Source organism: Mariniflexile sp. (assembly GCF_041583155.1).
Lineage (GTDB): Bacteria > Bacteroidota > Bacteroidia > Flavobacteriales > Flavobacteriaceae > Mariniflexile.
Genome location: NZ_JBFHGK010000009.1, coordinates 14722 through 32108 on the forward strand (window position 1 = coordinate 14722; position 17387 = coordinate 32108).

The 17387-nt window shown below is 32.8% G+C and carries 14 protein-coding genes and 1 tRNA gene; 4 read left to right on the top strand and 11 right to left on the bottom strand.

Annotated features, from left to right (window positions below):
- Positions 1-46 precede the first annotated feature (46 nt).
- The 5 genes from ABYI63_RS04925 to ABYI63_RS04945 form a co-directional block, all read right to left on the bottom strand.
- Positions 47-562 (bottom strand): OmpH family outer membrane protein, encoded by a 516-nt coding sequence (locus ABYI63_RS04925; RefSeq protein ID WP_372754055.1) that lies wholly within the window; start codon positions 560-562, stop codon positions 47-49.
- Between the two features lie 226 nt (positions 563-788).
- Positions 789-1637: a class I SAM-dependent methyltransferase gene (locus tag ABYI63_RS04930; protein ID WP_372754057.1), complete on the bottom strand. Its 849-nt coding sequence runs from the start codon at positions 1635-1637 to the stop codon at positions 789-791.
- A 141-nt stretch (positions 1638-1778) separates the two neighbouring features.
- On the bottom strand, positions 1779-3650 hold the full coding sequence (gene mnmG / locus ABYI63_RS04935; RefSeq protein WP_372754060.1) for a tRNA uridine-5-carboxymethylaminomethyl(34) synthesis enzyme MnmG: 1872 nt from the start codon (positions 3648-3650) through the stop codon (positions 1779-1781).
- A gap of 85 nt (positions 3651-3735) precedes the next feature.
- Positions 3736-4146, bottom strand: coding sequence for an rRNA maturation RNase YbeY (ybeY, locus tag ABYI63_RS04940; protein WP_372754062.1), 411 nt, complete (start codon positions 4144-4146; stop codon positions 3736-3738).
- Positions 4139-7507: a hypothetical protein gene (locus tag ABYI63_RS04945; RefSeq protein ID WP_372754064.1), complete on the bottom strand. Its 3369-nt coding sequence runs from the start codon at positions 7505-7507 to the stop codon at positions 4139-4141. Before ABYI63_RS04945 ends, ybeY begins: the two co-directional genes overlap by 8 nt.
- A gap of 91 nt (positions 7508-7598) precedes the next feature.
- On the opposite strand from ABYI63_RS04945, the gene gltX reads away from it, so the two are divergent.
- Complete coding sequence (gene gltX, locus ABYI63_RS04950) at positions 7599-9110, top strand: glutamate--tRNA ligase (RefSeq protein ID WP_372754067.1); 1512 nt, start codon at positions 7599-7601, stop codon at positions 9108-9110.
- Between the two features lie 44 nt (positions 9111-9154).
- On the opposite strand, the gene ABYI63_RS04955 is transcribed toward gltX, so the two are convergent.
- The gene (locus tag ABYI63_RS04955; protein WP_372754069.1) at positions 9155-10273 is read right to left on the bottom strand and encodes a glycoside hydrolase family protein; all 1119 of its coding nucleotides are present in this window, start codon (positions 10271-10273) and stop codon (positions 9155-9157) included.
- Positions 10274-10282: 9 nt separating this feature from the next.
- Positions 10283-10966 carry a hypothetical protein gene (locus ABYI63_RS04960; protein ID WP_372754071.1) on the bottom strand — a complete coding sequence of 228 codons (684 nt, stop codon included), beginning with the start codon at positions 10964-10966 and terminating at the stop codon, positions 10283-10285.
- An 80-nt stretch (positions 10967-11046) separates the two neighbouring features.
- Here ABYI63_RS04960 and ABYI63_RS04965 point away from each other — a divergent pair, with 80 nt between their 5' ends.
- Entirely contained in the window at positions 11047-11973 is a 927-nt protein-coding gene (locus ABYI63_RS04965) for an SPFH domain-containing protein (protein ID WP_372754073.1), read from the top strand.
- 55 nt (positions 11974-12028) lie between these two features.
- Here ABYI63_RS04965 and ABYI63_RS04970 read toward each other — a convergent pair whose 3' ends face one another.
- From ABYI63_RS04970 to ABYI63_RS04980, 3 genes are all read right to left on the bottom strand, one after another.
- Entirely contained in the window at positions 12029-13186 is a 1158-nt protein-coding gene (locus ABYI63_RS04970; protein ID WP_372754075.1) for a GNAT family N-acetyltransferase, read from the bottom strand.
- Positions 13187-13252: 66 nt separating this feature from the next.
- The gene (locus tag ABYI63_RS04975) at positions 13253-13738 is read right to left on the bottom strand and encodes a DUF1761 domain-containing protein (protein ID WP_372754077.1); all 486 of its coding nucleotides are present in this window, start codon (positions 13736-13738) and stop codon (positions 13253-13255) included.
- A gap of 64 nt (positions 13739-13802) precedes the next feature.
- Complete coding sequence (locus ABYI63_RS04980) at positions 13803-15809, bottom strand: glutamine--tRNA ligase/YqeY domain fusion protein (protein WP_372754079.1); 2007 nt, start codon at positions 15807-15809, stop codon at positions 13803-13805.
- A 79-nt stretch (positions 15810-15888) separates the two neighbouring features.
- On the opposite strand from ABYI63_RS04980, the gene folB reads away from it, so the two are divergent.
- Positions 15889-16245 carry a dihydroneopterin aldolase gene (gene folB / locus ABYI63_RS04985; RefSeq protein WP_372754185.1) on the top strand — a complete coding sequence of 119 codons (357 nt, stop codon included), beginning with the start codon at positions 15889-15891 and terminating at the stop codon, positions 16243-16245.
- A gap of 57 nt (positions 16246-16302) precedes the next feature.
- Positions 16303-16373 (top strand) — tRNA-Cys (locus ABYI63_RS04990).
- Between the two features lie 82 nt (positions 16374-16455).
- Here ABYI63_RS04990 and ABYI63_RS04995 read toward each other — a convergent pair.
- Positions 16456-17151 (bottom strand): LysE family translocator, encoded by a 696-nt coding sequence (locus ABYI63_RS04995; RefSeq protein ID WP_372754081.1) that lies wholly within the window; start codon positions 17149-17151, stop codon positions 16456-16458.
- Positions 17152-17387: the final 236 nt, after the last annotated feature.

Below are 17387 nucleotides of genomic sequence, written 5' to 3' on the forward strand. Positions count from 1 at the left end.
AATGTTATATTTCAGGGCTTTTTTTATGTTGTTTTTATTGGAATAATTATTTCTTATATTCTTTATTTAAACCTTCTAAAATGGTTTTGGTTAAATCATTATCCTCAGCACCATACATTACCGTAGCAGCAGCGTCGCTAGTACCTAAAATGTACGTATAACCATTACTCTTTCCGTAGTCTTTAACGTGTTTTTTTACTTTACTAATTACAGAATCAATTTCTGTTTGAAACTCTTGTTGTAATTGTTGTTGCTCCATTTGCATTTTTTGTTGAAGCAATTGTTGCTTTTGCTGTAAACCGCCCATTAATTCTTGCGCTTTTGCTTGAGACGACTTTTGAGCAGTTAATTGCGTTTCCTGAACTTCTAATTGAAAAGCTTTACCAACACTATCAGCTCTTTTTCTGAAAGCTTCTTCCTTAGCTTGGTATTTTGATTCAATATCCTTTTTTTCTTGGTAGTCGTTTATAACAGTTCCATTATCTACAAATCCAATTTTTGATTCACTTTGGCAAGCAGTAAATGCCAACGCTACCACTGCAACATAAAATATATTTTTCATTTGTTTAAATTTTAACACGGACAAAAGTAATAAAGTAAACCATAAATAAAGTAGAATTTTACTCGATTTTGCTATATAGCAAAAATCTATGCTTACTATTTAATTTTATAATAGATTTCTATCAAAAACGAATTCATTAGAAGCCTTTAAATCGATTTTTAAAAAAAGGCTTAGTATTTAGACGTTAAACGCCATGAAACACCCTAAAAACGGCTTAAATTAAATTTTATTGCTTTTTTAACACATAAATTAGCGAAGAAACCTCTTTTGATCGCAATGATTTCAAATTTGACTTTAAACCAATCCAAAATCCTTTTATAAAATTTAATTTCCCATTTTTATACTTTTCCGAAAGCATACTTACGTAAAATGCATCAAAATACATTGGAATGGTTTTTACAACTTCCATGGAAACTTTTGAAAATAATTTTGAAATTGCAGTTTTATTAAAATGCCATAAATGTCTTGGTACATCATAAGCTGCCCAAAATGCATTATAATAAATAGCATCATAACTTTTATGATTTGGCACAGCAATAATTAAAGTTCCTTGAGGCTTTAATAGTTTATTTAAAATTAAAATCTGTTCTTCTAAATTTGGTAAATGCTCTAAAACATGCCACAGGGTAATAACATCAAAAGATTCGTTTTCAAATTGCAAAAGTTTTTCAACATTAAAAACAGCATTATCTGTTTTAATATTTGCAATAGTTCTTGCCTCTTGGTTGGGCTCAATACCAAACACTTTCCAATTATTTAATTTTGCCGTTTGCAAAAAATCGCCCGTACCGCAACCAACATCTAAAAGTATTTTTGTAGAAGATGAATATTTAGTAATCAAACTTAATTTTTGATTAACGGAAATCCGTCTTACTAAATGGTATACTTTTTCAAAAAGATTTCGTTTTGAATTGGTGTGTGAAATATAGTCTTCACTTTTATAATAATCAGATAATTTATCTGGATTGGGTTGCGGAATAGTTTCCAAAAAACCGTATTCCATATTTTCCACCAAATCAAAAACTTCTCCGGAAACGGAATAATCTTTTACTTTAAATCGAATTTCTTTAGCCACAATTCTACCTCTATTTAAATAATATATTGTTTTTTACGCTGGATGTTTTTAGTGTAAAAAACAAATTCCTGCTTACACAGGAATAAAAATGTTTCAATTTTATAATCGTTGTTCCACGTGGAACGTTAATTCTATTTTTAACTATCTACCCATATAAACTAAAAGCACAGAGATATCATTTGGAGAAACGCCACTAATTCTTGAGGCTTGAGACACTGTTGCTGGTTGAATTTTTTTTAGCTTTTCACGCGCTTCAAAACTCATAGATTTTATTTGAGAATAATCAAAATTTGCTGGAATCTTTACATACTCCAACCTGCTTAATTTATCCGCATTATTCTTTTCTTTAGAAATATACCCCGAATATTTAATTTGTATTTCCGCTTGTTCAATTATTTCGTTATCCAAATTATTTTCATTTATATATGCTTCTACTAAACTGAAATTACGCATATCATTAATGGTAATATTAGGCCTAGAAAAGATCTTAAACATTTTATCGGATTGTTTTATTAATGACGAATCCTTAGCTTCTAAAACCGGATTAGCATCCTCAGGTTTCACACTAGTATCTGCAAAAAATTGAACAAATTTCTCAGCCGCTTCATGCTTCTCTTCCATTCTACGTAAACGCTTTTCACTCGCTAATCCAAGTTCAAAACCCTTTGGGGTTAAACGCAAGTCGGCATTATCTTGTCGCAACAAGGTTCTGTATTCAGCACGAGAGGTAAACATTCTATATGGCTCTTCCGTACCTTTAGTTATTAAATCATCAATCAATACTCCAATATAAGCCTCATCTCTTCTTAATGTAAACTCATCCTTTTCTTGAGCTTTTAAACAAGCATTAATGCCCGCCATTAAACCTTGAGAAGCTGCTTCTTCATACCCCGTAGTCCCATTAATCTGACCAGCGAAAAACAAACCCTCAACAAGTTTAGTTTCCAATGTATGTTTTAATTGTGTTGGCGGAAAGTAATCATATTCTATTGCGTATCCCGGCCTGAAGAATTTCACGTTTTCAAAACCAACTACAGAACGCAAAGCCTTAAACTGAACATCCTCTGGTAAGGAAGTAGAAAAACCATTTACATACACCTCACAAGTATTCCAACCCTCCGGTTCTACAAACAATTGATGTCTATCCTTATCAGCAAAACGATTAATTTTATCTTCTATCGAAGGACAATATCGTGGTCCTAAACTTTTAATTCTACCATTGAACATTGGTGATCTATCAAACCCCTCACGAAGCAAATCGTGAACCAACTCACTAGTATAAGTCATATAACATGAACGTTGGTTTTCTAATGGTTTTGTAACATCCAAATATGAGAATTTCTCAGGATTTTCATCGCCAGGTTGCTCAATCATTTTAGAATAATCCAACGATCGACCATCCACCCTAGGTGGTGTCCCTGTTTTCATTCTACCAGATTCAAAACCTAAATCAACCAACTGTTCTGTAATGCCAGTTGCAGCTTTCTCCCCTGCTCTGCCACCTCCAAAATTTTTATCACCAATATGAATCAAACCGTTTAAAAAAGTACCATTTGTAAGCACTACCGTTTTACCTTTAATAACTACTCCTAGTGACGTTTTTACTCCTACAACTTTATGGTTTTCTATAACAAGGCCAGCAACCATTTCCTGGTAGAAATCTAAATTAGGTGTACCCTCTAACATCAAACGCCAATCTTCTGCAAAACGCATACGATCACTTTGCACCCTCGGACTCCACATAGCAGGTCCTTTAGATTTATTTAGCATTTTGAACTGTATTGCAGAAGTATCAGATACGATTCCACTATAACCTCCAAGCGCATCAATTTCACGAACTATCTGCCCCTTAGCAATTCCGCCCATAGCAGGGTTGCAAGACATTTGCGCGATATTTTGAAGATTCATTGTAACAAGCAATGTTTTACTTCCCATATTAGCAGCAGCGGCCGCAGCTTCACTTCCAGCATGACCAGCCCCTACAACAATAACATCATAAACTTCATTAAACATAACCTTGAAATATTGTAATGTTCCACGTGGAACAATTAGTGATTAAAAATTTGAATTTGCAAAGATACAACGATTTAGAGAAATACTAAACTCGTTTGCTAAGATAGAAATCTTCTTTTGCTCGCATTAATTTAGCGTCAGATTCTGTCTTATCCTTATACCCGCAATAATGTAAAACACCATGAACTAACACACGACATAATTCATCATTAAAAGAAACATTGAAGTCTTTAGCATTATCAGCTACTCGTTCTACAGAAATAAAAATATCACCCTGTATGTGTTTGCCAACACAATAATCAAAACTAATTACATCTGTTAAATCATCATGTTGTAGAAACTCTACGTTAATTTTATGAAGATATTCATCATCACAAAAAATATAATTAACCTCCTCCAAAGTGCATCCTTCAGTAGCAATAACTTCCGTTATCCATTTGCTAATACTTGCTTCCGCGGCTAGCAAGAAATCAGTTTCGTAATTAAAATTAATCATTAGTTTGCTTAAAATATTCCTTAACTTTCTTTTTATAAATTTGCTGCAAAGGTAATGTTTGTTTGTTCAATATTTCTGTAATATTAAAATATTGCTTTGCGGTTGGAATTTGGTTGTTTGTTGCATTATTAAATTGATCTTTATTAGCCTTAGATTGGCGCTTATTATCTTCTCCTTGTTGAAAGCTCGCATTCTGCATTTTTAACAATTGATGCTTTAAATCTAACATTTTTTGGAGCGTTTGTTTCGTGAAACCTTTATTTAGCAAGTCCATTTCAATTTCCTCCATCCGTCTAGTTAGCCCATTTGAATTTCCCTTAACACCATCCTTAGCAAGTTTCTCTTCCAAAGCATTTCGTAATTCTTGCTGTTCCTGATATATCTTAAACAAAAGTCCATTCAAATCCTCATTAGAACCTTCTCCTTCACCAGATGATTTACCTCCTTGTTTTTCTCCATTCTTACCTTCTTTACCTTCTTCTCCTTGCTTTTTGCCTTCACCATTATCTTTAGGCTTGCCATGCTCACCCTTTTTTAAACCATCTTCCATCATTTTATTAAGTTGTTCTTGGGTCATAATCATATCTGGTAATTGCATATCTCCTTGCCCTCCTTTACCTTGAGACATACTCAAACTTTCTTGCATATTATCCAAAACGTCACTTAAATAATCTGATAAATTATTGGCTGCAGTAATAGTAAATTGCTGTTTGGAAACACCTTGATAAACCTTGTTATCCGCAAATAAACTTAAAGCATTATCTATGTTATAAAACACATCTGTAATCTCTTTATTTACTTGTTCAGAAAGTTTTGGTTGACGCAATGCTAAAGCAAATAAACTATCATCAACATGTTCAAAATGTTCTCTTAATGTGTTTTGTTTTTTAAGGATAGAAGCAAATTTACTTTGTGATGCATCTGCTGTTTTAAAACGATCCATTAGCGTCTCTTGTTCAAAAGAAAAAATTAATAAATTATCCAATACTTGGCGCAACATTTCGACATCCTCTTGCATCTGTTCTCCACCACTTGCTTGCATGGCACTTTGCATTTGTTCGGCAAGCTTCTTCATTTTCTGAGCTGCATTCTTTTGACTACTCTGAGCGTTCTTAAGTTTATTATTTTTACTTTCTGGATTTTGAGAATTCACTTTTTCGTTTAAAGCTTCAGACGCCTTTTTTTGCTCCTTTTGAATTTCATTTTCTTCCAATTTATCCTGAGGGATTTCAATTGGTTTCTTTAAAGCATTACCTTCCTTTTTCAATTCTTCAAGCTCTTTTCGAAAAGCGTCGAATTCCTTATTTAATGCGTCTTGTTTGTCTTTCGTGTTTTTATCAGCGGCCTCCGTAGCAAGTTTATCCTGCTCTTTAGCCATGTTTAACAAATCATCCTTAAGTTTGTCTAACTTTTTTTCAACGTAAAATCGTTTTGTAAGTTCTAGTAACTGCTCTAAACTTCGCTTCTTATTTTTGTTTTGTTTTGCTAAATCATCCAATTTCTGACTTAACTCATCCTTACTAATTTTGTCCTGTAATTTTTTAAGTTCTTCTAAAAGTTTTTCATCCTTCTGAAGCTGTTCTTCATTTTCTTTTAAACGTTGTTTTAAATCTTCTTTAAAAACATCCTCTTTTTTAGAATCCTTATCAAACGCTTCTAAATTATCTTTTAACTTTTTATTAAAGCTCTTCATCATTTCATCTTGCTGTTTCTGACGCTTTAAAAAGGATTCCAATTTCGCTTTATCATTAAAACTTAATTGCTCTTTCTCCTTTTGTGTTTTAGATAATTCCTGTAATTGCTTATCTTGTTCATCAAACTTTTTAAGTGATTTATTTAAATCTTTAATAGATTCACTTTGTTCATTTAACTGTTTTGTAGTTTCTTCTTCTTTAGTTCGTTTTCTAAAGTAAAAAACATTGCTTTTTGTGCTTTTAAACTTTTTAATAGCATCATTGTCAAATACTTGAAAATACAATTCATAAGGAACACCTGCCTCAATAGGTAAATTATTTGGAAACGCATTAATAAACTCGGAAACATTAGAATTAGATAACCCAATATTTTGAATTTTCTTCTTAGACTCATCATTGGCTGGATAATAAACCAGTTGAAGTTTACTAAATCCATAGTCATCACTTACCTGCCCATGAAAATAAAGCGACTGTAAATCCAGGCTATCTGTTTTAACCTTAACATTAATTACAGGATATTCATCCTTTACCACTTCAATGTTGAAAGCTAAATTTTCATAATTCTTTATACTTTTATTACTAGTACTAATAGCGTAATTAAAATTATTGAAAACACGCTTAGAAGTTTTAAACAAACCCGATTCATCAGAAGAAAATTTGATAGTATCTTTAGAAAATAAACGAACCATGTCGGTTGCTCTGGTACTCAAATTCCATGTAATATTAGTACCTTCAGGAACCACTGCATTGCCTGTGCTCTTTAAAATCTCATCCTTCTTTTTGATGTATTCAGGATAATCCAAAACCATTTCAAAATTCAACATAGTTGGTACTTCCAAAACAGAAATATTATATGGTTTGGAGGTAACATTATTTGCTTTTAATTGAAACCGAACTCCAGATTTTAAACCAGTAAACACATATTCAAACTCACCTACTCCAGTTTGTTTTAAAAAATAGGATTCATCATTATAAACTATTTCAGCGTTATCTGGGATAAGCTCTCCAGCGGTCTTTACAATTAACTTAAAATCCTTATTCTCTACAGCATTTAAATTATCGTTAACAACATAAAACTGAAAAGGTGCCGGTGGTTCATAAGCAGTTTTGTAATGTGTAACACGTTCTAAGCTATTGCTAAACCAATTTGTTTCACCAAACAAAAAAGTAAAAACCAAAATTAACAAAGGAATAGCCGCATATTTTAAATAAGGAATATTCTTTTTAAAATTAATTGCCAACTTAAACGGAATAGGCCTTAACTCCAACGACTTTTGCTCGATGCTTGCTAACAATAACTCCGATTGATTAATGCTGGCATTTAATTGAAGAACATTAAGCAACTTATCATTTACCTCAGGAAAGTGCAAACCAATAATTCTCGAGGCATCCTCATAATTAATTCCTTTCTGAAATTTAAAAAGTTTTGCTAATGGAATAAAAATAAATTTAACCAATAAGGCAAATTCTACACCAATGAATAACCAGAATAAAACGCCGCGTGCTGTTGTATTAAGCCATAACATATGCTCAATAAACAAGGTTAATAAAAAATACAACAAACCAATTGCAACAAACAAAATTGCTCCTTTAAGCAATTCGTTTACATAATAGCGTCTTATAAAGGCCTCTAGCTTTGATTGTATGTTTTTAAAATTACTTTGCATCTCTAATATTTAACCAACTAAACTACAATTTTATTTTTTACAGTGATTATAATAATGTGTTAATTGTATCTTTGCAGTAAATTTATTAAACATGACCAAAAATGTTCGTGTGCGTTTTGCACCAAGCCCAACAGGCCCTTTACATATAGGCGGTGTTCGTACGGCTTTATTCAATTATTTATTTGCTAAAAAACATAATGGCACTTTCGTACTTCGTATTGAAGATACAGACCAAAACCGTTACGTAGAAGGCGCTGAACAATACATAATTGATGCACTAAACTGGTGTGGTATTCCTTATGATGAAGGTATTAATAAAAATGAAAAATTTGGACCATACCGCCAAAGTGAACGTAAACATTTATATAAAGCTTACGCTGAAGAATTAATTGCCAACGGCAAAGCTTATTATGCCTTTGATGCACCAGAAGCCTTAGATTTTCAAAGAGCAGAGCACGAGGCCAAAGGAAAAACTTTTATTTACAACTGGCACAATCGTTTAAAATTAAGTAATTCACTTTCATTAAGCGCTGAAGAAACACAAGCAAAATTAGATGCTGGTGATGAATACGTAATACGATTTAAAAGTCCGCAAGACGAAACCTTACATCTTACAGACATCATTCGTGGTGAAATAAAAATAGACACGAACGTTTTAGATGATAAAGTACTGTTTAAAAGTGATGGAATGCCAACCTACCATTTAGCAAATATTGTAGATGACCATTTAATGGAAATTACACATGTAATTCGTGGTGAAGAATGGTTACCATCATTAGCACTACACTACCAATTGTATGAAGCCTTTGGATGGGAAAAACCAGAATTTGCCCACTTACCATTAATTTTGAAACCAACAGGAAAAGGAAAATTAAGTAAACGTGATGGCGATAAATTAGGCTTTCCAGTTTTTCCTTTAAAATGGACGGACCCCGTTACGGAAGAAATTTCTAGAGGTTACAAGGAAGATGGTTATTTCCCAGAAGCCATGATTAACTTTTTAGCATTTTTAGGATGGAACCCCGGAACGGAACAAGAACTATTCAATCTAGATGAATTAACAAATGCCTTTGAACTGGAACGTGTAAATAAATCGGGAGCACGTTTCGATCCAGATAAAATAAAATGGTTTAACCACCATTACATGCAAGAGCAAAGTAATGATGAACTTGCAGAAATCTTTAAAAGTAAACATGAAGTTCTAGCAAACATTGATGTTAATTATATTGCACTTGTAATTGAACTAATAAAAGAGCGGACCACGTTTGTATCAGATTTTTGGGAATTAAGTTCGTACTTCTTTATAGCACCAAGCACTTTTGATGAAAAAGCTACTAAAAAAGCTTTTAAGGAAAATACCGCAGAAATATTGACCTCTATAAAAGCAGTTATAGAGACGATTGGTGATTTTACAACAGAAACCTTACAAAAAGAAATAAAGGGCTGGATAACGGCTAATAATATAGGTTTCGGGCAAGTTATGATGCCTTTACGCATCTCTTTGGTAGGTTCGTTACAAGGTCCAGATGTTTTCGATATCATGTACTTAATTGGAAAAGCAGAAACTGTTAAACGAATTGATAAAATAATTTCAATACTTTAAAAAATCAAAAAGCCCTAAATTTTAGTTTAGGGCTTTTTTGTTTATTAATGCTTCAAAGGAATTACCATATTCCAGGTGTTTTCAAATTTCCATGCTTCTGGCCCACTACCTACCGCAGCGAATAAATGCGTTGGTTTTCCATCTTCAATTAAAACGAAAGGACGTTCAAAATGATTTTGATGAGATTTGGTACCATCGTCCCATAAAATATTACGACTGTACGCTTTTACTTGCTCGAATAAATGCCATTTCACACCGTCTTTGGACCAAACGTGTATACCGCCACCTTCTTCACCACAAATTTCTCCAGAACGATCTTTAATTACAGCTTCATATTTATCACCAGCCCACCAAATAAATGGATCTTCAACATCTACATGCTCTTTTCCTGGCGTTTCAAATCTAAATACAGGTTCTTCACTTAATCGCTTATATTCACCTTTCGGACTATGGGCCATAGAAACACCCAATAATAAAGGCGGTTTAGAGGTGGCCGATGATTTATACATCAACAAAATTTTTCCAGTCTTTGGGTCTACAGCCGGAGCCGGGTTGGATGTAATAGACGCATCCCAATGCCCAGGACGTGGTTCAATAACAGGTTTATCAACACGTTCCCAAGGTCCGAAAACAGAGTCGCTTATTGCTAATCCTATACGTTTATTCATCCATGCCTCATTCCAATTGCCTGAAGCTAAACCAGGATTTTCCTTTGTTGGTTGCGGAAAATTATAGGTTGTTCCAAAATGATATAACAGATACTTATCTTTATATTTTATAATTCTTGGATTATGAGTACACATACCATCAAAAAATTCCTTTCCACGTACAGGTAAAACCACCTCTTGAAATACATAAGGACCCACAGGTGTATCAGCTACAGCCCGAACAATTTCTGAATTAGTTACCCAACACCCAAATCCAACATCTTTAGACCATCTAGAAGCGAACATATGATATTTACCATCTTCCCCTTTAATCACTGAGGAACCCCAAATCCAATAATTGTCGTCGCGAAAACCACCTCCCACTGGAGCTGGTAATATGCGGTCAATAAAAGCACCTTCTGGTTGCTTATTAAATACAGCGCAAGACCACATACTAGTTGTTGCCAACAAAGCAGAGCCTTTAAGTGTTTTTTCTATAAATGTTCTTCTTTTCATAATAATTCATTAAAATGACACTATTCCACCTAAAACCAACATATTTTGATTCCCTTTAAAACGGGCATCTCCTCCGGATGTATCCAAGCTTTGAGCTTCTAACCTATTCAAAATGTTAGTAAATCCATAAATATATTGTGCTTTCAATTTAAAAACCTTAAACCCTAAAGATGCACCAATGGCACCGTTAAAATTAAATTGAGAAATATCACTAAGGTTTTCAGCAGTTAAGTTTATATAATTATCAACAAAATAATGTTCTTTGGTTTTATCTTCTAATTCCAATTTACTATTATACTGTAGCATGGGACCAAAATCTAAAGTAAAATGATTTGGAATGACTTTAATATGCATCAACATAGCAACCTGCGCAGCGAACAACTTATAGTCAATAAATTCACTATTTTGAACTACTTGTAGTGGTCTTGCTGCAATACCAATGGTGCTTTCAGACAATTGCATACCAAAACTAACATTATACCATTTGTGAGGAATATCAACCGAAGCAATAAAACCTCCTAAAAAGCCATCTCCTTTTTTCGTATTGAAATTATTAGTAGCAATATCCAATTTAGTTAAACCACCCGTAACATTAATTTCATTAGTAATTCTATAATTTCCCCTTTGAGCGAAATTTTTTGTAATAAAACATAGTAAAAGAGCTACTAATAAAGCTACATGTAGTTTTTTCATTGTATATTTAAAGTTGTGTAAACAAATATAACTTTTTTTAGTAATCACCCTTTTTTTAATCATTTTTAATCAAAAATTTTATGAGCTTTTATTTAATTCCCTTTATTTTCGTAGGATTAGTAATTTTATTTTCGTCCTTCTTTACTGTAAAACAACAAACGGCCGCTGTAATTGAGCGTTTCGGAAAGTTTTTAAGCATTCGTCAGTCTGGATTACAATTAAAAATTCCCATTATAGACAAGGTTGCTGGCCGCCTAAGTTTAAAAATTCAGCAATTAGATGTAATTATTGAAACCAAAACATTGGATGATGTGTTTGTGCGCTTAAAAGTATCTGTGCAATACCGCGTATTAAGTGAAAAAGTTTATGATGCATTTTATAAATTAGATTATCCACACGACCAAATAACAAGTTATGTATTTGATGTAGTTCGTGCCGAAGTGCCTAAAATGAAATTGGATGATGTATTTGTTAAAAAAGATGATATTGCTTTGGCCGTAAAAGCAGAATTAAATGATGCTATGCTAGATTATGGATTTGATATTATAAAAACTCTAGTAACCGATATTGATCCGGATCCACAAGTAAAAGAAGCCATGAACCGCATTAATGCCGCCGATAGAGAAAAAACTGCTGCACAATATGAAGGCGATGCTGCGCGCATTTTAATTGTTGAAAAAGCTAAAGCCGAGGCAGAAAGTAAACGTTTACAAGGACAAGGAATTGCAGACCAACGTAGGGAAATTGCACGTGGATTGGAAGAATCTGTACTTGTATTGAATAAAGTTGGAATAAACTCTCAGGAAGCTTCTGCGTTAATAGTAGTTACCCAACATTACGACACCCTGCAATCTATAGGACAACATACCAATAGTAACCTTATTTTAATGCCTAATTCACCGCAAACAGGTAGTAATATGCTTAACGAAATGCTTACAAGCTTTACAGCGAGTAACCAAATTGGAGAAGCCATGAAAGAAGCCAAACTTAATAAGAATAAGGAATAAATTAATTATTTTTAATAAACAAAAGCCTCAAATCTTAATTGAATTGAGGCTTTTTTTATGTCTTAAATGGGTGGCGTTCCTCCCAAGTTTGTTTCGGGTTCATTAAACCAAATATTTGTTTTAAAATAGCATTTAACAACCAATTGGTATGTTTAATATATACTTGCATGGGCTTTGCCTTGGCTCCTACCGAACTTTTGATTTCCATAGCAGTTCTAGCATAAACAACTGTTTTAAATTGATTCCTAATACCAAAATCTAACATACTGTAAAGCATATTTAAATATAACTGATTTTGGTATTGATGTATTTCATCATAACCAAGAAAGTAGGTTTCTAGATTATTATTATTTTCAATTAAAGAGAAAAAACCAACAAGTTCACCTTTTGAATAATATCCAAAAACTCTAAACCTATTAGCAAGCTGAAGCTTTAAATTATAAAAATGATTTTGGGGTAAAATGAAGGTATTAAACTTAGCATTATTTGATACGTTTAAATACAGTTCATATAGTTTATTAGAATTCCTTTGAATGGTCTCTAAATTTAACTCCTCACATACTATAGAACCTAATTTGTTCTTTGCGCGCTTGTATCTGGATTTATATTTCTTGTTTAAAGCGTAAATATATTGGCTCATTGAAGTCCATTCTGGTTGAATAGGTAACACCATATTAGGTTGTACCGTAACTTTGTGTAAATTATTAATTTTGAAAAAATCATCTTCTAGATGAATGCTATCGTCTTCAAAATAATCTTTAAACAAAATAGCACGTATGGTTTTATTTTGTTTCAATTTAATATCGCTTTTAAGAACTTCTAAGGCTTCAAAAACTAAATTTATATAGTCTTGTTGTGAAATCATTTTCTTTTGAAAAAACAACCCGTGTTGCCCGGTATGCATTAGGTTTCCAGCAACCAGTATATTTCCTTTTAATATTTTTGAAATTGCATCGCGAAAAAACTCCTTAACACAGGAAACTTTTATGGTGCGAAACATGTCTTTTAAATACAATTGAACTCTTTGAATAATAGCTATTCCAACTAAACATTCGTTTTTAAAAACACCAACATAAAACCATTGAATATTATTTGGTGAAGCGTCTTGAAGTGCCTTTAAATAGGCTGATTGTAGAAAAATATCATGTGCAACAAGACCATCCCAATCTGTTGGGAGCGCATTAACACTATGATAAATTTGAAATGATTTCAATATAAAAATAAAAAAGACCGAAGTTAAAACACTTCAGTCTTCCTATATGTTAAAAGTTTACAAATATTATTTCCAAGCGCAAATAATACCACCCATTATACCTAACGTTACAATCCAATAACCACTATTAATAAGGATATATTTGGCGCTTTTACGTTCAAATAATGCGTTAGTACCTAAAATAGGTAAAGCGAAAAATATGCCGGCAATAACACCATGTAGCACCCCGTGTTTAAAGGTTCTAAAATTGTTACCGTAATCCGTCATAAAATCTGAATACGATTGCAGCGCAACTTTAGAATCGCCTCCAGTTAAACTCAATGCGCCAGCCTGATGGATTACCAAATTTTCTAATATAAAACCGAGCATAAAGGCAAATAATAATGCCAATCCAAAAATCTTGGCCATATTACCACCTTTAAGTTGTTCTTCAGATAAACCAGCAGCATCCATCCAAGCGTTGCCAAATACCTTTGGGTTATACCAAATAAAGCCAACAATTAATGCAGAAAAGGCTGCTGCAATAATTGCGTAAATGTTTAAAAAATCCATAATGATGTTAGTTGAAGTTAGATATTAAATATATCAAAAATTATGATATATAACTCATTTATATCTACTTAATAGTTTTCGCTTCTTCAACTAAAATAGTATTAGAATCTTCTAATGCCGTTTCTATAAAATTGTTAATATCTTCATTTCGTTCTAATCCATTTTTCAATAGAACCCCTAAAGTAATCATAGTAGCAACACGAGTTCCTACTTTTTTAGCAGCCGTATTAAACAAAGGTTGTAAATCATCATAACTAACATCATTTGCTAATTTTTGAATTTCTGCTTTTGTTTTTAATTGCTTTTCTTCTGGGAGGTTTGTGTATTTTTTTCCTAGTTGCTGAATTACATCAATTGCTTTTCGTTGCGATTGTTGTCCAGAATTAGATTGCTGTGCGGGTTTATTATCACCTTTATTCACGTCCTCTTGTTTTGCCCAAGTATCTCGCAAACCAACGGTTTTATTAAAAACTAAATTGTTTGAAGTAGCATCGTTATCCACATTAAAATACCCAATACGCTGAAACTGAAACCTATCCCCTACCTTTGCCTCTAATAAACTTGGTTCCACATAAGCCTGAATAATTTTTAAAGATTCTGGGTTTAAAAATTCCATAAAATCTTTATCTTGATAACTGTCTGGTGCTTCATCCATAAATAATCTATCATACTCTCTCACTTCCGCCTTTACAGCATGTTTAATAGAAACCCAATGCAAAGTACCTTTTACTTTTTTTGATGTATCTTCAGAATAAGTGCAATGAATTTCAGTAATTGTTCCTTCAGAATCTTTTACAACACTTTCTCCTTTAATAATATACGCGTTTTTTAAACGCACTTCTTTCCCTAAACTTAAACGGAAATATTTACTATTAGCTTGTTCCTTAAAATCTTCTCTTTCAATATACAACTCTCTAGAGAACGGTACTTTTCTAAAACCAGCACTATCGTCCTCTTGATTATTTTCGGCATCCAACCACTCTTCTTTCCCTTCAGGATAGTTAGTAATTACTAGCTTTACAGGATCTAAAACTGCCATCACACGAGGTGCAATTTTGTTTAGATCTTCACGTATACAGAACTCTAAAAGCGACACATCAATAATATTATCACGTTTAGCAACACCAACAGTTTCTACAAATTTTCTAAGTGAATTTGGAGTATAACCTCTTCGGCGCAGACCAGAAATAGTTGGCATTCTAGGATCATCCCACCCACGAACAATCCCATCTTCAACCAATTTAAGTAACTTTCGCTTACTCATAATGGTATAACTTAGGTTTAAACGAGCAAACTCACGCTGTTTAGGTCTAACTAAATCTTTATCCACTACTTGGTCTAAAAACCAATCGTAAAGCTCTCTATGAGGTTTAAATTCTAAAGAACATAAGGAATGTGAAATTTGTTCGATATAATCACTTTCACCATGCGTCCAATCGTACATTGGGTAAATACACCAGTCATTACCCGTCCTATGGTGATGCTTCTTTAGTATTCGATACATAATCGGATCGCGCATCAACATATTTGGATGTTGCATGTCTATTTTAGCGCGTAAAATGTGAGTACCCTCTTCAAATTCACCGGCTTTCATCCGTTCAAATAAATCCAAATTCTCTGCTACGCTTCTATTTCTATAAGGTCCGTCTATACCTGGTTGGGTTGGTGTCCCTTTTTGTTCTGCCATAGCTTCACTAGATTGTGAATCTACATAGGCTTTTCCTTCTTTAATAAATTGTACTGCCCAATCATAAAGTTGTTGAAAATAATCGGAAGAAAACAATTCCTTATCCCATTTATAGCCTAACCAAGAAACATCTTCCTTAATAGCATCCACGTACTCCTGCTCTTCTTTGGCAGGATTCGTATCGTCAAAACGAAGGTTTACCGGTGCATTATACTTTTCACCTAAACCAAAGCTAATTCCTATGGCTTTAGTATGTCCAATATGTAAATAACCATTTGGCTCTGGTGGGAAACGAAAACGAAGTTTACTTTGTGGCATTCCACCAGCTAAATCTTTCTCTATAATTTGCTCTAAAAAGTTGAGTGATTTTTTTTCTTCAGACATAAAAATGTTTGGCAATAGGTAATTAAACAAAAAATATTGTGCAAAATTAGGTAATTTTACCGACTTAAAACTGCATATGATGGGAATAATAAAAGTTGAAAATATTAGAATATTTGCACACCATGGGTGCTTAAAAGAGGAAACAAAAATTGGAAGCGATTACCTTGTAAGTTTAGAGGTTGAAGCTAACTTACAAAAATCATCGAAAACAGATAAGCTTACTGATACTGTGGATTATGTGTTTTTAAATCGCATTATTAAGGATGAAATGGCTATCCCTTCTCAATTATTAGAAACGGTGGCAAAACGTATTTTAAACAGAATCTTAAAAGAAGATAAAATGGTAAAAAAAGCAACCGTTTGGGTAAGTAAAATAAACCCTCCTATTGGTGGTGATGTTGAAAAAGTAACTATTAAAATGTCTGAAAAGCGTTAATTTTAATTTTATCTATAGAATAGTGTATTTTTTTTTTACATTTGCACTCTCAAATAAGGTGTCGTGGCCGAGTGGCTAGGCTCAGCTCTGCAAAAGCTGCTACAGCGGTTCGAATCCGCTCGACACCTCAAAAAAACCTTCAACATATGTTGGGGGTTTTTTTATGCTTTACAATTTGAAGGAATAATTATATCGCTTAAAACCCTTTATTCAATTACCTGAATTCTTATTCATAGGGCTCATTTTTTCTAGTTTTTCTTTTAATAATTCCTTTTCCTTTGGAAAGAATCCTTGTACTAAAAGTAATAATCCGAAGCCTAAAATAACCAAAGCAATTAGTTTCTTGGTTTTAAAAATGATACGTGGTGTTAATTTACTTTTTAATTTTTTTGCCAATACCATTTTAACTAAATCCACAAGAAAATAAACTATTAAAATGGTACTTAAAAATACAATAACACCATCGGTAGAACTTGTAATGGTATTAGCAATAACAATAAAGGCTACCCAACCTAATAGTACACCTATGTTAATAAAATTAAGTAAAAAACCTTTTAAAAAAAGTTTACCGTAACCTTTCTTTATTTGTATTTTATGGTATTCTCTAACAATATCTCTAAATGATTTTGATGTTTTAATGAAGGAAATAAAACCGTAGGTAACTAATAAAACACCTCCAAAAATTAAAAAACTAGGGTCATCCTTTATAGTTTCAAGAAGTTTGCTAGTACTAAAAAATGCAACAGCTATAAAGATAATATCAGCCAACATTACACCACAATCAAAAATTAAAGCGCTCTTAAAACCTTTTGTCGCACTGGTTTCAAGCAATACAAAAAAAACAGGTCCTATAGTAAAGGCTAAAATAATTCCAAAAGGTATGGCCGCTAAAACATCATCAAACATAAAAAACTCTTCAAATGATACAAAGTAATAAAAATATTTTAAACTTTTTGTTTATTAATTTGCCTCAAGCTTCAAAGTTCACCAATGATAGAATGCCTTAATTAGCCCTAAAAACCATTATTCAACCTTATAGCATCCTGGTATTTGGTTCGCTAAAACAAATAAAAGTTTAACTAAAAACCGCCAAAAAAAATAGCTGTAAAGTATTAGTTATAAAACCGCTTTTTTAATTTCAT

What these genes read in the sequence shown, in the direction of transcription:
- ABYI63_RS04955 (WP_372754069.1), bottom strand. Translation starts at nt 10,273, where the DNA reads ATGAAAAGAAGAACATTTATAGAAAAAACACTTAAAGGCTCTGCTTTG.
- ABYI63_RS04995 (WP_372754081.1), bottom strand. Translation starts at nt 17,151, where the DNA reads ATGTTTGATGATGTTTTAGCGGCCATACCTTTTGGAATTATTTTAGCC.
- ABYI63_RS04925 (WP_372754055.1), bottom strand. Translation starts at nt 562, where the DNA reads ATGAAAAATATATTTTATGTTGCAGTGGTAGCGTTGGCATTTACTGCT.
- ybeY (WP_372754062.1), bottom strand. Translation starts at nt 4,146, where the DNA reads ATGATTAATTTTAATTACGAAACTGATTTCTTGCTAGCCGCGGAAGCA.
- mnmG (WP_372754060.1), bottom strand. Translation starts at nt 3,650, where the DNA reads ATGTTTAATGAAGTTTATGATGTTATTGTTGTAGGGGCTGGTCATGCT.
- ABYI63_RS04965 (WP_372754073.1), top strand. Translation starts at nt 11,047, where the DNA reads ATGAGCTTTTATTTAATTCCCTTTATTTTCGTAGGATTAGTAATTTTA.
- ABYI63_RS04975 (WP_372754077.1), bottom strand. Translation starts at nt 13,738, where the DNA reads ATGGATTTTTTAAACATTTACGCAATTATTGCAGCAGCCTTTTCTGCA.
- gltX (WP_372754067.1), top strand. Translation starts at nt 7,599, where the DNA reads ATGACCAAAAATGTTCGTGTGCGTTTTGCACCAAGCCCAACAGGCCCT.
- ABYI63_RS04960 (WP_372754071.1), bottom strand. Translation starts at nt 10,966, where the DNA reads ATGAAAAAACTACATGTAGCTTTATTAGTAGCTCTTTTACTATGTTTT.
- folB (WP_372754185.1), top strand. Translation starts at nt 15,889, where the DNA reads ATGGGAATAATAAAAGTTGAAAATATTAGAATATTTGCACACCATGGG.
- ABYI63_RS04980 (WP_372754079.1), bottom strand. Translation starts at nt 15,809, where the DNA reads ATGTCTGAAGAAAAAAAATCACTCAACTTTTTAGAGCAAATTATAGAG.
- ABYI63_RS04945 (WP_372754064.1), bottom strand. Translation starts at nt 7,507, where the DNA reads ATGCAAAGTAATTTTAAAAACATACAATCAAAGCTAGAGGCCTTTATA.